The sequence below is a fragment of the Stutzerimonas stutzeri genome (assembly GCF_000590475.1).
GTDB lineage: Bacteria > Pseudomonadota > Gammaproteobacteria > Pseudomonadales > Pseudomonadaceae > Stutzerimonas > Stutzerimonas stutzeri_D.
In genome coordinates this window covers 1,140,889-1,156,063 of sequence record NZ_CP007441.1, presented here as the reverse complement: position 1 = coordinate 1,156,063, position 15,175 = coordinate 1,140,889, and the positions used below count along the sequence as shown (strand labels likewise).

The window sequence follows — 15,175 nt, the reverse complement described above, 5'->3', positions numbered from 1 at the left end:
AGTGGGTGGTGCGTCATCAACCGCCCAAATCAGCATTCGACCGGAGAGCCAATGGCCCTGCCCCGCATTACTTCACCGCACACCAAGGGTAACAACCGCACCCAACGGGTCATGTTGCTGGTGCTGGCCGCCACGCTGCCCGGCGTGATCGTACTGACTTGGCTGTATGGCGCCGGCACGCTGATCAACCTGGCCTGGGCCAGTGTCGCCGCGCTTGGCTGTGAGGCGCTGATTCTCAAACTGCGGCAACGTCCGGTGCAATTCTTTCTGCGCGACGGTAGCGCGCTGGTCACTGCCGTGCTGCTGACGCTGGCGCTCCCGCCCTACTCACCCTGGTGGCTAACGCTGATTGCCACGGGCAGCGCCATCGCCTTCGGCAAACAGCTCTACGGCGGACTCGGCCAGAACCCTTTCAACCCGGCGATGATTGGCTACGTGGTGGTGCTCGTCTCGTTCCCGGTGGAAATGACCACTTGGCCGGTGCCACACAGCGTTGGCCTGGGTGCCGGACTGCAGCAGATCCTCGGCATCGCCTCGCTGCCCGATGGCTGGTCCCAGGCCACGGCCCTCGACGTGCTCAAGGTCAACAAGAGCCTGACGGTCGAGGAACTTTGGGCGAACCCTGCCTTCGGCCATTTCGGCGGCATCGGTTCGGAAGTGGTCAATCTGGCATTCCTGGCTGGCGGCCTGTTCCTTCTGCACAAGCGCCTGTTCAGCTGGCATGCGCCGGCGGGCATGCTCGCCGCGCTCACGCTGATGAGCCTGCTGTTCTGGAACGGTTCGGGCTCCGACAGCCACGGCTCGCCGCTGTTTCATCTGCTCAGCGGCGCCACCATGCTCGGTGCGTTCTTCATCGTCACGGATCCGGTGAGCGGTGCCACCAGCAATCAAGGCAGGCTGATCTTCGGTGCCGGGGTTGGCGTCCTGGTCTACATCATCCGCGCCTGGGGCGGTTATCCGGACGCCGTGGCGTTCGCCGTGCTGCTGATGAACTTGACCGCCCCCACCATCGACTACTACACCCGCCCGCGCACCTACGGCCACCGCAAGGCCGAGCGCGGCTTCAAGCTGGGCGAATGAAATGATCCTTCCTGAACTCAGCCGCTCGATGCTCAAGAACAGCCTGGTGCTGGGCCTGTTTGCCGTGGTGACGGTAGGCGCCGTGACTTTGCTGCAGCAATTCACTGCCGAACGCATTCAGGCATCCGAACGTGCCGCGCAGCTAAACGCCCTGAACGAAATTCTGCCCCGCGACAGTTACGACAACCCATTGCTCGACAGCAGCATCGAGGTACACGATCCGCTGCTCGGTACTCGCAAACCGCTGGCGGCTTATATCGCGCGCAAAGATGGCAAGCCCAGCGCGGTGATTCTCCAGGCCATCGCACCTGACGGCTACAGTGGTGCGATACAACTGCTCGTCGGTGTGCAGGCGGATGGTCGAATCGCCGGTGTACGGGTGGTTGGCCATCGCGAGACGCCTGGCCTGGGCGACAAGATCGAACTGGCCAAGAGCCCCTGGATCCGCAGTTTCGACAACCGCTCACTGACCGCCCCCGACGAATCAGGCTGGGCCGTGAAAAAGGATCGCGGCGAGTTCGATCAGTTCGCCGGCGCCACCATCACCCCGCGCGCCGTGGTCGGCGCGGTGCATCGTGCCTTGCGGTACTTCGATGCGCACAAGGCCGAGTTGCTCCAGGCCAACGGCAGTCCGGCAGTGTCCGGAGAGGCGCTGGACGACCATGTCGAACCGGCGGACGTGACCACGCATTCGCGCGCGGGCACCGCAGCCACCCGCGACGAACTGCGAATCGACGAGCCGCAGCCCGCACAGAAAGGTCAGACACCATGAGCAATCCCAGCTATCGCGAACTCAGCGCCAACGGCCTGTGGAAAAACAACCCGGCGCTGGTTCAGCTGCTAGGCCTTTGCCCACTGCTCGGGGTGAGCAACTCAGTGGTCAACGCCCTGGGTCTGGGCCTCGCAACCGCACTCGTACTGGTCTGTTCGAACATAGGCGTGTCGCTGGTGCGCGGCGTGGTCAACACGGCAGTCCGCCTGCCGGCCTTCGTGATGATCATCGCCGCGCTGACGACCTGCATCGAGCTGTTGATGCAGGCCTATACCTATGAGCTGTATCAGATACTCGGCATCTTCATCCCGCTGATCACCACCAACTGCGTGATCCTCGGTCGCGCCGATGGTTTCGCGGCCAAACACAACCCGCTGATCGCCGCCTTCGATGGTCTCGCCATGGGACTGGGTTTCGCCCTGGTGCTGGTAGTGCTGGGAGGCCTGCGCGAGCTGTTCGGGACGGGCGCGCTATTTGCCAACATGCACCTCTTGTTCGGCCCGATCGCCACCGACTGGCAACTCACGCTTTTCAGCGACTACAAAGGTTTTCTACTGGCAATCCTGCCACCTGGCGCATTCATCGTGCTCGGCCTGCTGATCGCGTTGAAGAACCGCATCGACCAGCAACTGGCCGAGCGCGCCAAGACCAGGCAGCCAATAGAACCAGTGCAGAGCCGTCGTGTCCGTGTCACTGGGGTAATCGAATGATGCCAGGAGCCTCTGCCCGATGAACGCCGCGAAACGCCGAGAAATCTTTCGCCGCCTTCACGAAGACAACCCGGAGCCCAAGACTGAGCTGGCCTACAGCACGCCATTCGAGCTGCTAATCGCGGTCATCCTGTCGGCCCAAGCCACGGACGTCGGCGTCAACAAAGCAACGGCCAAGCTCTACCCTGTCGCCAATACACCAGAAGCCATATACGCGCTGGGTTACGACGGGCTATGCAGCTATATCAAGACCATCGGCCTGTATCCGAGCAAGGCGAAAAACGTGCTCGAAACCTGCCGAATCCTCATCGAGAAACATGGCAGCCAAGTGCCGGACAACCGCGAGGACCTTGAAGCCTTGCCGGGCGTTGGCCGCAAGACGGCAAACGTCGTGCTCAACACCGCCTTTCGTCAATTCACCATGGCAGTGGACACACACATATTCCGCGTCGCCAATCGCACCAACATAGCTCCTGGTAAGAACGTGCTAGAAGTCGAGCGACGGCTGATCAAGTTCGTCCCGAAAGAGTACATGCTCGAGGCCCATCACTGGCTGATCCTCCACGGACGCTACGTCTGCAAGGCCCGCAAGCCACAATGTGGCAGCTGCCGCATCGAAGACCTTTGCGAGTACAAGCACAAGACCTCGGACGATTGATCGATCAGGTGAAAAGCCTATCGCCTGATTGAAAAAATCTTTTTTACGGCCTTCTCTTTTGCCGCTATAAGGTGCGCCAACAGCGCGCCTTAGCCGTGGAGTAAGACAAGTGTCCGAAAAAGAAGAGATTCAGATTGAAGATGACTTCGTCGCTGACGACGAAGACGATACTGCAGAGGCTCCGGTCGAAGTGGCCAAGACCAATCTGACCAAGCGCCGGATCATCGACAACCTGCTCGAAGAACGCCGTCTGCAGAAACAACTCAACGAGTTCGACTTCGATCTCTGAAGTGAAAAAAGCCCCGCGATCCGGGGCTTTTTGCCAGCGAGATCAGTCGCGGCGTGAAGGGGACAACAGCTCCACCTTGTAGCCATCCGGATCCTCGATGAACGCGAGAATGCTGGCGCCGTGCTTCATCGGCCCCGGCTCTCGGGTGATCTTGCCGCCGCGACTGCGGATGTCCTCGCAAGCCTTGTAGACATCCTCGACCTCCAGCGCGATATGACCATAGCCGTCGCCCAGATCGTACTGGTCGACGCCCCAGTTATGCGTTAGCTCCAGCACGCTGTTGTGTGCCTCATCGCCATAGCCGACGAACGCGAGGGTGAACTTGCCTTCGGGGTAGTCCTTGCGGCGTAGCAGGGTCATGCCAAGTACTTCGGTGTAGAAGGCGATGGATCGCTCCATATCGCCGACTCGCAGCATGGTATGCAGTAGTCTCATGGTGATTTTCTCCTCATCAGCAAGGCGTCTAGCAGTGCAGAAAGCATAACCCCGGCTCGTGGCCGGGGTTATGTCAGGGACGAAGCCGCGCGCGGTTCAGAACTGCGTCCGGCCCTTGTTCGCGGCGATACGCATGCGCAGCGCGTTGAGCTTGATGAAGCCGCCTGCGTCCGCCTGGTCGTATGCGCCGGCATCATCTTCGAACGTAGCGATGTTCGCGTCGAACAGCGAGTCGTCGGACTTACGGCCGGTGACTATGACGTTGCCTTTATAGAGCTTCAGACGCACCACGCCGTTCACACTAACCTGCGAAGCGTCGATCATCTGCTGCAGCATGCTGCGCTCCGGGCTCCACCAGTAGCCGTTGTAGATCAGGCTGGCGTACTTGGGCATCAGCTCGTCTTTCAGGTGAGCAACTTCCCGGTCAAGGGTGATCGACTCGATCGCGCGGTGGCCCTTGAGCATGATGGTGCCGCCGGGGGTTTCGTAGCAGCCGCGGGACTTCATGCCCACGTAGCGGTTCTCGACGATATCTAGACGACCGATGCCATTCTCGCCGCCGACCTTGTTCAGGTAGGTCAGTACTTCGGCCGGCGTCATGTCCTTGCCGTCGATGGCGACGATGTCGCCCTTGCGGTAGGTCAACTCGATGTAGGTCGGGGTGTCCGGCGCGGTTTCCGGCGAGCGGGTCCAGCGCCACATGTCTTCTTCGTGCTCGGTCCAGGTGTCTTCCAGCACGCCGCCTTCATAGGAGATGTGCAGCAGGTTGGCATCCATGGAGTACGGCGACTTCTTCTTGCCGTGACGCTCGATCGGGATCTCGTGCGTGGCCGCATAATCCATCAGCTTCTCGCGCGAGAGCAGATCCCACTCACGCCAAGGTGCGATGACCTTGACGCCCGGCTTTAGCGCATAGGCGCCCAGCTCGAAACGAACCTGATCGTTGCCCTTGCCGGTCGCGCCGTGGGAGATGGCGTCGGCACCGGTCTCGTTGGCGATTTCGATCAGGCGCTTGGCGATCAGCGGACGGGCGATGGAAGTACCCAGCAGGTATTCGCCTTCGTAAACGGTGTTGGCGCGGAACATCGGGAACACGAAATCGCGAACGAACTCTTCGCGCAGGTCGTCGATGTAGATTTCCTCGACACCCATGGCCTTGGCCTTGGCACGCGCTGGCTCGACTTCCTCGCCCTGGCCGAGGTCGGCAGTGAAGGTCACCACTTCGCAGTTATAGGTGTCTTGCAGCCACTTAAGGATCACCGAGGTGTCCAGGCCACCGGAATACGCCAGGACTACCTTCTTTACGTCGGCCATTGCCATCCACTCCCGGGATTGTAAGGAAAGCGGGGATTCTACTGGTCGCGACGTTTGTTTTACAGGGGCGTGAGCGTCGTCCGGCATCAGGACGACGGAGCGTTGCCTTTGGCAGCGGCCGTGGTGGTCGCAGGGCCACGCTCCAAGCGCAGGGTCACCCGCCGGTTCTTGGCCCGGTTGGCCGCACTGCTATTGGGAACTACCGGATAGCGCTCACCATGAAAACGCAGCGTGACCTGCTCCTTCGGCACACCATTGGCGATCAGATATTCCTCGACCGCCAAAGCCCGGCGACGGGACAGATCGCGATTGGTCAACCGGTTGCCGCTGTTATCGGAGTGGCCGTCGAGCTGGATTTGATTAACGCTCGGATCGGCCTTGAGAAACTGCAGGATGATGTCGAGCTTGGCCTGACCCAAGGCATCGAGCGCGACGTCCCCAGTGGGAAACCCGACCTGCGAATGGCGGATCTGCTCGAAATTGACCGGCAACAGCTTCGCCGTACAAGCACGAAAATCCTCGTAGGCCTTGCCGAAACGTGCGGGCAGCAACCGCACCTCCATCGCCTCGCCACCCTGCCGTGTGCGGTGACGCACCACCGGGCTCCGCCCCTCCAGCAGCCCGCTGAGCAGACGCCCGGCCTGTAGCTGCGAGCTGTTGAACGGGATGTCGCCACCCGCCACGGTAACCACGCCCAGATTGATATCGCTGCGCTCTGGCTGCCAGGGCGCAGCGGCCGCAAGCAGAGTCGCCGAACCGTTGCCTAACCAGCGCTCAGGTGATTGCAAACGGAACGTCGACTGCTCACCCGCCCGCCGCACGAATTCGCCTGCTCCGAAGCCGGCTACCGGCTGCGTCAGACGACATTCGAACTGATCGCCTTCCACCTGCCACTGCGCCCGCTCCAAACGTGTCTGGAACGTGAGAGCATTGGCCGGCGAGGCCAGCAGGCAGGCGAGAATCAGAAGGCGCAAGCGCACGATGGGCTCCAGAAGCGAAGTAGTCTTTTGTCTCTTGGGTATCGGTCGTGGTCAGGGAAACTTGAAGTAGGTGGCGCAACCTTTGGGCAGATACGTCAATGCGCTATACAGCGTCTCTTATCGCTAGGCCGTTCTCAGTAGCGAACGGGCTTCGTCAGCGAAAGCCCGCATAGCGCTGGCGATCGAACAAGCGTTCGGTGACACTATCCCCCGCCAGCGCTTATGAAGTATTGCTGACCGAATCAGGCAAACTCCATTGGCTGGAGCAACGGCGCAGCCACAGCTGCGCCATGATAGCGAGCCGCACACGAGCGTCCGACAAGAGCCTGCGTGCCGTTTCTGTCGATTCTTCCCATCGAGTGGATGCTTTGAAGCCAGACAGCCTGACTCCTCGACAAACAGCCGAAGCTCCCGGCCAGGTATCGGCGTCACGTCTGGATATCCTGAGCGGAACGCCGCTGATCATCTGCGAACACTGCGATTCGGTGTACCGGCGCCCTGCATTGACACGACGACAGACGGCCCATTGCCTGCGCTGCGGTGCTCTGCTGGAACGGGCCAGGTTCCTCAACGCCGATCAACTGCTGGCGCTGACGCTGGCTGCCGCCATCCTGTTTCTGTTCGCCAATGCGTTTCCCATCATGCAGATCGGCATGCAAGGGCTGAGCAACGAGGCGACGTTATGGGGAACCGTCGAGGCGTTGGCCCGAGGTCGGATCACCCCCATCGCGCTGGTTGCTGGCCTGAGCATCATCTTCGCGCCGGCCTTGCAGATCATCCTGCTGAGCTGGATCCTGGTGTATGCGCGCGGCGGCCAAATCGCGCCGGGTTTTAGCGCCTGCATGCGGGCGCTGGAACATCTTCGTCCCTGGAGCATGCTCGAGGTGTGTCTGCTAGGGATTCTCGTCGCCATCATTAAGCTTGGCGGTATGGTCGACGTGCACCCGGGGATTGGCCTCTGGGCCATGGCCGTCCTGACCATTCTGATTCTGCTGATCGCCGGCCGCAATGTGCGCGACGGTCTGTGGGACGAACTCGGCGTACCGGCACGATGATGCAACCTCCCTACGCTTCTGAGCTAGGCCTGCAGCTTTGCCACGACTGCGGCATGGCATGTCACCTGGAAGATCTTGAGTGTCCACGCTGCGAGGCCCTGCTGCATCGGCGCAAACCGAGCAGCTTGGCGCGCACCTGGGCGTTGCTGATCGCGGCGTTGGTTCTGTATGTCCCGGCCAACATGCTGCCGGTGATGTACACCGACATGTTCGGTAGCGGCAGCGAAAACACCATTCTCAGCGGCGTGGTCGAGTTCTGGAAAGACGGCTCCTGGGACATAGCGCTGCTGATTTTCATCGCCAGCGTCGGGGTGCCCTGCATGAAATTCTTCGTGCTCGGCATGCTGTTGATCAGCACTCAGCGCCGTAGCCGCTGGGCCATGCGCGAACGCGCACGGCTGTACCGTTTTATCGAAACCATCGGCTACTGGTCGATGCTGGACGTGCTGGTGGTCGCGCTGGTAGCGGCACTGGTGCAGTTCCGCGCACTGAGCACCATCGAGCCGCGCCTGGGCATTCTTTTTTTCGGGCTGGTCGTGGTGCTGACGATGATGGCTTCGATGAGCTTCGATCCGCGATTGATCTGGGACGCAGAGAAAGACGATGTCAGATAACCCTAACCACCCTGAATTATCCGCCGGCTCACCTGAAATCAGGCATCAGCGTGTCCGTGTCTCGCTGGTCTGGCTGGTTCCCATCGTCGCCGCGCTAGTGGGTTTTTCCATGGTCATGCAGAACTGGCTTTCCGCCGGACCGCAGATCAGCGTAAGTTTCGAGACCGCGGAAGGGCTCGAGGCCAACAAGACACAGGTCAAGTACAAGAACGTGGTCATTGGCCAGGTCACCGAAATAGCGCTCAGCGAGGATCAAACCCGGGTCATCGCCACCGTGCAGCTGGATCAGAACGCCGAGCCCTTCACCCGCGAAGACACCAAATTCTGGGTCGTGCGCCCGCGCATCGGCGCCAGCGGCGTGTCCGGCGTCGACACCCTGCTTTCCGGCGCCTTCATCGGGGCCGATGCCGGTCGCGCAGAGGAAACCCGGCGCGAATTCATCGGCCTGGAAGCGCCGCCGCCGGTGACCTTCGGCGCCAAAGGCAAACAGTTCACGCTGCGCACCGATGACCTGGGCTCGCTCGGCATCGGCTCGCCGCTGTACTACCGTCGCCTTCAGGTCGGCCAGGTGGTCTCGTTCAAGCTCGCCGACGACGGCATGGGCGTCCAGGTTCAGGTCTTCGTCAACGCCCCCTACGATCGGTTCGTCACCGACGACACCCGCTTCTGGAATGCCAGCGGTGTCGACGTGTCTATCGCCGCCGACGGCCTTCGAGTCAATACCGAGTCACTCTCGGCCATACTCGCTGGCGGCATCGCTTTTCGCGCGCCCAACTACAGTCCCGACGCCCAGCCTGCCGCGCAAGACAGCGAGTTCTCGCTGTTTGCCGATGTGCGCCAGGCGATGGCACCCGCTGACGGCCCACCTCGCTACATTCAGATGCGCTTCGGCCAGCCCCTACGGGGCTTGAAAGTCGATGCCCCGGTGGAGTTTCTCGGCGTGTCGATCGGCCGCGTGGTATCGGTCAAGCTCGACTACGACGAAAAGAGCAAAAGCTTTCCCGTGGTGGTCGGTGCGGTGATTTTCCCCAATCGCCTGGGCGCTGCGCACGACAAGCTGACCAACACCCTGGGCGGCGATACCGAAGAACATGCCGCTCGCCTCATGCAGATATTCGTCGAGCGCGGGCTGAGGGCCCAGGCACGAACTGGCAATCTGCTTACCGGTCAGCTGTACATTTCGCTGGACTTCGACCAGCGAGCACCGAAGGTCGCCTTCGACCAGAATGCTCGCCCAATGGTCATCCCGACCATCGCCGGCAGCTTCGACAAGTTGCAGGAACAACTGCAGGCCATGGTCGACAAACTCAGCAAGCTGCCCGTCGAGTCCCTGGCCGAGAACCTGAACGGCAGCCTCAGCGAGCTGAGGCAGACCCTGAAGCAGGTCAATGGCGCCGTTCTTCCGCAGCTCCAGCGAACCCTGGAGCGATCGGAACAGACCTTGCAGAACGCCAACCAGACACTGGCCGAAGGATCGCCGCAGCGTCGGCAGCTGGGCGACACCCTCGAAGAAGTCCAGCGTGCGGTACGCTCCGTACGGGCACTCTCCGATTACCTCGGGCGCCATCCGGAATCGCTTATCCGAGGCCGCGGCGGTGACGAAACACCGGCCAACTACAAAGGCCAAGCCACCTCCCGCGAACTGAATCCGGAGCAATAGCCATGACCTTGCGCCCCCCTCTGCTCATGCTCGTCAGCGCGCTGATACTGAGCGCCTGCAGCTCGCCGGCGACCCGCTACCACACGCTCATCGCCGCCCAGCCACGGACCACCGACGCGGTCGAGCCGGTCGGGTTCCAGTTGCAGGTCCTGCCCGTGCGTATTCCGGTGCAAGCCGACCAGCCGAGCCTGGTAGTGCGCGAAAGCGATGGTCGCCTGACGATTCTGGAAAGCGCGCTCTGGGCATCGCCGCCGGCCGATGAGTTCCATGATGCATTGGCAATCGAGCTGGAACATCGCCTCGGCGTACGCGACTTGGCGGGTCTGCCCGGACGGGCGAACACACCGGTGCTGAGCCTGCGTACCGATGTCCGTCGTTTCGACTCTTTACCCGGTCTGCATGCGGCGCTGGACGTCGTGTGGAACCTGGAGATGAGCGAGCGCGGCCGGGAAAGCCGGACGCTGACCTGCGCCAGCGTGATCCACGAGCAAGCGGGCGCCGAGCTGGACAGCTTGGTATTAGCCCACCAGCGGGCCATCGCCGGGCTTGCTGACACCATTGCCCGGACGGCTCGGCATTGGGCAACGAACCCTGATGGCGACTGCCCGCAGCCCTAGCGACGGGTGTACGCTCACCGCTGCGGTTCTTCGAGGTGCTCTAGGCAAGTCACTGTTGCGCCCGATCGGCGCTTATAGTTTCAGGGGCTGAAGCGAGGCACTGAATTTTCCGGTAGCATTTGCGCACGTTTTACCCGCCTGGAACCCTGCATGTCTGACCGACTGACACTACTGCGCCCCGACGATTGGCACATTCACCTGCGCGACGGCGCAGCGTTGCCGCACACCGTGGCGGACGCCGCACACCAGTTCGCGCGCGCGATCATCATGCCGAACCTGGTTCCGCCGGTTCGCAACGCCTCGGAGGCTCAGGCTTACCGCCAGCGGATTCTCGCCGCCCGGCCAGCCGGGAGCGGATTCGAGCCGCTGATGGTGCTCTACCTCACCGATGGCACGCAGCCCGACGATGTACGCGCCGCCAAGGCCAGCGGGTATGTTCATGCGGCCAAGCTCTACCCCGCCGGCGCGACCACCAACTCGGCATCCGGGGTGACTCGCATCGACAACATTTTCCCGGTGCTGGAGACCATGGCCGAAGTCGGCCTGCCGTTGCTGGTGCATGGCGAGGTCACTCGCTCAGAGATCGATATCTTCGATCGCGAAAAATATTTTATCGATGAACAGCTGAGCCGCGTCACCGAACGCTTCCCAAGTCTCAAGGTGGTGTTCGAACACATCACCACCCGCGACGCGGTGCAGTTCGTCGAGGCGGCCAGCGCCAATGTCGGCGCGACGATCACCGCCCACCACCTGCTTTACAACCGCAACCACATGCTGGTGGGTGGCATTCGCCCGCACTTCTTCTGCCTGCCGATCCTCAAGCGCAACATCCATCAGGAAGCCCTGCTCGACGCGGCGACCAGCGGCAACCCGAAGTTCTTCCTAGGCACCGACTCGGCGCCGCATGCCCAGCACGCCAAGGAAAATGCGTGCGGCTGTGCCGGTTGCTACACCGCCTTTGCGGCGATCGAACTCTATGCCGAAGCCTTCGAGCAGCGCCAAGCGCTAGACAAGCTGGAATCCTTCGCCAGCCACTTCGGCGCCGACTTCTATGGCTTGCCGCGTAATACCGAGCAGATCACCTTGGTCCGTGAATCCTGGAGCGTGCCGGCCAATCTGCCCTTTGGCGAACATAACGTGGTCCCTCTGCGCGCGGGCGAAACCCTGCAGTGGCGGCTGGAGACAAGCGCATGAGTGATGAGCAGTTCGACGACGAACTTGAAGGCAACCTTCCTGGCAAGGCGCGCTCACCCATGGCGCGGCGCTTCCGTGGCTTCTTGCCGGTAGTGGTGGATGTCGAGTGCGGTGGCTTCAATTGCGCCACCGATGCACTACTGGAAATCGCCGCTGTGACTATCGGCATGGATGAACAAGGCTTGCTCTACCCGCAGGAGACGCTGTTTTTTCGCGTGGAACCCTTCGCCGGCGCCAATATCGAGGCAGCGGCGCTGGAATTCACCGGCATCAAGCTCGACCACCCGCTGCGTATGGCGGTCCCCGAGTCGCAGGCGCTGAACGAGATCATCCGCAGTGTGCGCAAGGCGGTTAAGTCCGCCGGTTGCAAGCGCGCCATCCTGGTAGGGCATAACAGCAGCTTTGACCTCGGCTTCCTCAATGCGGCAATTGCGCGTTGCGATATCAAACGCAACCCCTTCCATCCTTTCTCGAGCTTCGACACCGCGACGCTGGCCGGGCTTGCCTATGGCCAGACCGTACTGGCCAAGGCATGTCAGGCTGCGGGTATCGATTTCGACGGACGCGAAGCCCATTCGGCCCGTTATGACACGGAAAAGACTGCCGAGCTGTTCTGCGGCATCGTCAATCGCTGGAAGGAAATGGGCGGCTGGGAAGAGTTCGACGAATGAGTCGTCCGGCCATCATCTGAACGCCTAAACGGCAAGCAGCCTGCGCCACGGCCCAACGATCCTGCACCGCTAGCGATCCTGCCGCTCAGGATCGCCAGCGCCACATATCAGCGCAACGCTCGTTCCAATACCCTAGCCACATGCAAAGCTTCACGCTGCGCGCCGTCGTGGATCTGGTGCCGGCAGCTGGTGCCATCGGCGACTATCAGGTCTTCGGCCTCCGCTTTGCGCACCGCCGGTAGCAGCGCCAGCTCGGCCATCTGCATCGAAGCATCGTAGTGCTCGCGCTCGTAGCCGAAACTGCCGGCCATCCCGCAACACGACGTTTCGATAGTCCTGACATCCAGTCCCGGTATCCAGCGCAGCACCTGCTCCACCGGTCGCAGCGCATCGAACGCCTTCTGATGGCAATGTCCATGCAACAGTACACGCGGGGCATCCAAGGCCTTGAGCGTGAGCTGTAGATTGCCGACCGCTTGTTCCCTGACCAGAAACTCCTCGAACAGGAAGGACGCCTCAGATAACGCTCTAGCCTGCTCGCCATAGCCATAACGCATGAATTCATCGCGCATGGTCAGCAAGCACGAGGGCTCGAGGCCGACAATGCTCACACCGCGCCCGACAAACGGCAGCAGATGATCAAGCGTGCGCCGGGCTTCCTCCTTGGCCTTGTCGACCTGTCCGGATGCCAGATAAGTGCGACCGCAGCACAACGGACGTTCCTGCGGCGCCTGATTGAAATGGACCCGATACCCGGCCGCCTCGAGTACGCGACAGGCGGCCCGCGCGTTCTCCGGCTCCATGTAGTTGTTGAAGGTGTCGACGAACAGCAGGACTTCCCGCACATGGGTTGAGCGGTTTACCGGAGCAGTCGCCAGGAAATTGCCCGCGAAACGCGGCAGCGCACGCTGTCCGGCCAACCCGAGCGTGCGCTTGATCCACTGCGACAGCAGCGGCATACGCTCGACCAGATCAGTCACAGCTGTGAGGTGACGGGCATACGGCGCGTAGCGTGGCATGTCCGCGACCAATCGCTCGCGCAGCGCAAGAGGATGGGTCTTAGCCCAGGCGGCACGGGCCTCGATCTTCAGCTTCGCCATGTCGACGCCTGTCGGGCATTCGCGCCTGCAGCCCTTGCAGGACACGCATAGATCGAGCGCGGCCTTGACGTCCTCGCTGGCCAATCCATCGGGACCCAGTTGGCCGGATAAGGCCAGCCGTAGAGTGTTGGCACGGCCGCGGGTCAGGTGCTGCTCATCGCGCGTCGCCCGGAAGCTGGGGCACATGGTGCCGGCATCGAATTTGCGACAGTGGCCGTTGTTGTTGCACATCTCGACGGCGCCGATCAGCCCGCCAGTAGGGTCGGCCCCGCTACCCGGCGCGCTCTGCGCTCCGGTAAGTGGATCGCGCAGCACGTTCCAGTCCGACCAGTCGAGCACTGGCGTTACCGGAATCGGCTGATAGGTTTTGGGAAAACGGAAATAGCTGTGGTCGTCCATGCGTGGCGTATCGACGATCTTGCCCGGATTGAGCAGGTTTTCCGGATCGAACAGCTGCTTCACTTCTTTGAACGCGGCATTGAGTTGCGGGCCAAACTGCCACGCCACCCATTCTCCGCGGCACAACCCGTCCCCGTGCTCGCCGGAAAACGCCCCCTTGTAGGCTCGCACCAGCGCGGACGCTTCCTCGGCAATGGCGCGCATCTTTTCCGCACCATCGCGGCGCATGTCGAGAATTGGCCGCACGTGCAGGGTGCCGACACTGGCGTGGGCGTACCAGGTGCCTTCCGTGCCGTGCCTGTGAAACACCTCGGTGAGCTTGGCGGTGTACTCGGCCAGATGCTCAAGCGGCACTGCGCAATCTTCGATAAAGGACACCGGTTTGCCGTCGCCCTTCATGCTCATCATGATATTCAGGCCGGCCTTGCGTACGTTCCATAACGCCGTTTGTTCCGTCGCCTCGGTCATCTTGACCACGCTGCCGGGCAGCCCCAGATCGGCCATCAGCTCGTTCAGCCTGGCGAGTTGCTCATGCAGCGCAGCGACCTCCTCACCTGCGAATTCGACCAGCAACAGTGCCTCGGGCTGGCCGATCAGCGCCTTCTCGATCACCGGCTTGAAGGACGGATTTTCCATCGATAGATCGATCATTGTGCGATCGACCAGTTCGACCGCCGTCGGGTCGAGCGTGACGATGTGCTGGGTCAGGTCCATGGCCTGATAGAAGGTCGGGAAGTTCACCACCGCCAGTACCTTGTGCTGCGGTAGCGGCGCCAGTTTGAGTTTGATTCGCCGGGTGACCGCGAGCGTACCTTCCGATCCGATCAGCAGATGGGCCAGGTTAGCCTGCCCATTCGAATCGTAAGGAAGCGGGTTTTGGCAGTCGAACAGATCGAGGTTGTACCCGCCTACTCGGCGCAGCACTTTCGGATAATGTTCACGGATATTGGCCTGCTCGCGCTCGGCGATTTGCTGCACCTCACGGGCGATCTGGCGTATCCGATCGCCCTGCGCCAGCTCATGGAGCAGACCGAAGCGCGCCTCGCTGCCATCCGCCAGCAACGCATCGATGCCCAGCACGTTGTGCACCATGTTGCCGTATCGGATGGAGCGCGAGCCGCAGGAGTTGTTACCGGCCATACCGCCCAGGGTACATTGGGCGGAGGTCGACACGTCCACCGGAAACCACAGTCCATGCGGCTTGAGCCAGCGGTTCAAGTCATCGAGCACGACTCCTGGCTCGACCACCACCGTCAGGTTTTCTGCATCGAAATCGACGACCTGGTTTAGCCAGCGGCTGGTATCCACGATAAGGGCATCACCAACGGTCTGCCCGCATTGGCTGGTGCCGCCGCCGCGCGCCAGCAACGGGATTTTGGCGTCCCGCGCGATATCCAGTGCGACCTGTAGGTCGTGCTGGTGACGCAAAATCACTACACCGACTGGCGTGATCTGGTAGATCGACGCATCCGTCGCATAGCGACCACGTGACGCGCGATCGAACAAGACATCGCCGGCGATTTCGCGCCGCAATCGCGTAGCCAGCGCCGAAGAGCGCTCAGATGAAACCTTGCTCGCCGCTATTTTGGGTTCGGTAAACGAAGTCATCACGACCTCCCAGGTCTGC

At 61.7% G+C, this 15,175-nt stretch carries 15 protein-coding genes; 11 read left to right on the top strand and 4 right to left on the bottom strand.

Translation table 11 applies throughout. The annotated features are described in order from the left end of the window. The first annotated feature begins 51 nt into the window (after positions 1–51). The 5 genes from CH92_RS05340 (at position 52) to CH92_RS05320 (ending at position 3,509) form a co-directional block, all read left to right on the top strand. Positions 52–1,080, top strand: coding sequence for an RnfABCDGE type electron transport complex subunit D (locus CH92_RS05340; RefSeq protein ID WP_025240746.1), 1,029 nt, complete (start codon positions 52–54; stop codon positions 1,078–1,080). Between the two features lies 1 nt (position 1,081). Continuing rightward, positions 1,082–1,852, top strand: a complete 771-nt coding sequence (gene rsxG, locus CH92_RS05335) for an electron transport complex subunit RsxG (RefSeq protein WP_025240745.1) — start codon at positions 1,082–1,084, stop codon at positions 1,850–1,852. Then, on the top strand, positions 1,849–2,562 hold the full coding sequence (locus tag CH92_RS05330) for an electron transport complex subunit E (protein WP_025240744.1): 714 nt from the start codon (positions 1,849–1,851) through the stop codon (positions 2,560–2,562). The genes rsxG and CH92_RS05330 overlap by 4 nt, the downstream gene beginning before the upstream one ends. Before the next feature lie 19 nt (positions 2,563–2,581). Continuing rightward, positions 2,582–3,220 (top strand): endonuclease III, encoded by a 639-nt coding sequence (gene nth / locus CH92_RS05325; RefSeq protein WP_025240743.1) that lies wholly within the window; start codon positions 2,582–2,584, stop codon positions 3,218–3,220. A 109-nt stretch (positions 3,221–3,329) separates the two neighbouring features. Next, positions 3,330–3,509, top strand: a complete 180-nt coding sequence (locus tag CH92_RS05320; protein ID WP_025240742.1) for a PA3496 family putative envelope integrity protein — start codon at positions 3,330–3,332, stop codon at positions 3,507–3,509. Positions 3,510–3,551: 42 nt separating this feature from the next. Here CH92_RS05320 and gloA read toward each other — a convergent pair whose 3' ends face one another. The 3 genes from gloA to CH92_RS05305 form a co-directional block, all read right to left on the bottom strand. Beyond that, the gene (gene gloA, locus CH92_RS05315; protein WP_025240741.1) at positions 3,552–3,944 is read right to left on the bottom strand and encodes a lactoylglutathione lyase; all 393 of its coding nucleotides are present in this window, start codon (positions 3,942–3,944) and stop codon (positions 3,552–3,554) included. 96 nt (positions 3,945–4,040) lie between these two features. Next, positions 4,041–5,258: an argininosuccinate synthase gene (locus CH92_RS05310; protein WP_025240740.1), complete on the bottom strand. Its 1,218-nt coding sequence runs from the start codon at positions 5,256–5,258 to the stop codon at positions 4,041–4,043. 86 nt (positions 5,259–5,344) lie between these two features. Next, positions 5,345–6,238, bottom strand: coding sequence for a flagellar protein MotY (locus CH92_RS05305; protein ID WP_025240739.1), 894 nt, complete (start codon positions 6,236–6,238; stop codon positions 5,345–5,347). A gap of 440 nt (positions 6,239–6,678) precedes the next feature. Here CH92_RS05305 and CH92_RS05300 point away from each other — a divergent pair, with 440 nt between their 5' ends. The 6 genes from CH92_RS05300 (at position 6,679) to rnt (ending at position 12,049) form a co-directional block, all read left to right on the top strand. Then, entirely contained in the window at positions 6,679–7,293 is a 615-nt protein-coding gene (locus CH92_RS05300; protein WP_025240738.1) for a paraquat-inducible protein A, read from the top strand. Continuing rightward, positions 7,290–7,907: a paraquat-inducible protein A gene (locus tag CH92_RS05295; RefSeq protein WP_025240737.1), complete on the top strand. Its 618-nt coding sequence runs from the start codon at positions 7,290–7,292 to the stop codon at positions 7,905–7,907. The genes CH92_RS05300 and CH92_RS05295 overlap by 4 nt, the downstream gene beginning before the upstream one ends. Continuing rightward, a complete protein-coding gene (locus CH92_RS05290; protein ID WP_025240736.1) occupies positions 7,897–9,567 on the top strand; it encodes an intermembrane transport protein PqiB in 1,671 nt (556 codons plus the stop codon). Before CH92_RS05295 ends, CH92_RS05290 begins: the two co-directional genes overlap by 11 nt. A 2-nt stretch (positions 9,568–9,569) precedes the next feature. Beyond that, a complete protein-coding gene (locus CH92_RS05285) occupies positions 9,570–10,184 on the top strand; it encodes a PqiC family protein (RefSeq protein WP_025240735.1) in 615 nt (204 codons plus the stop codon). 150 nt (positions 10,185–10,334) lie between these two features. Next, on the top strand, positions 10,335–11,378 hold the full coding sequence (gene pyrC, locus CH92_RS05280) for a dihydroorotase (RefSeq protein WP_025240734.1): 1,044 nt from the start codon (positions 10,335–10,337) through the stop codon (positions 11,376–11,378). Further along, complete coding sequence (gene rnt, locus CH92_RS05275; RefSeq protein ID WP_025240733.1) at positions 11,375–12,049, top strand: ribonuclease T; 675 nt, start codon at positions 11,375–11,377, stop codon at positions 12,047–12,049. Before pyrC ends, rnt begins: the two co-directional genes overlap by 4 nt. Before the next feature lie 107 nt (positions 12,050–12,156). Here rnt and CH92_RS05270 read toward each other — a convergent pair whose 3' ends face one another. After that, positions 12,157–15,156 (bottom strand): FAD-binding and (Fe-S)-binding domain-containing protein, encoded by a 3,000-nt coding sequence (locus tag CH92_RS05270; protein ID WP_025240732.1) that lies wholly within the window; start codon positions 15,154–15,156, stop codon positions 12,157–12,159. Between the last annotated feature and the right edge of the window lie 19 nt (positions 15,157–15,175).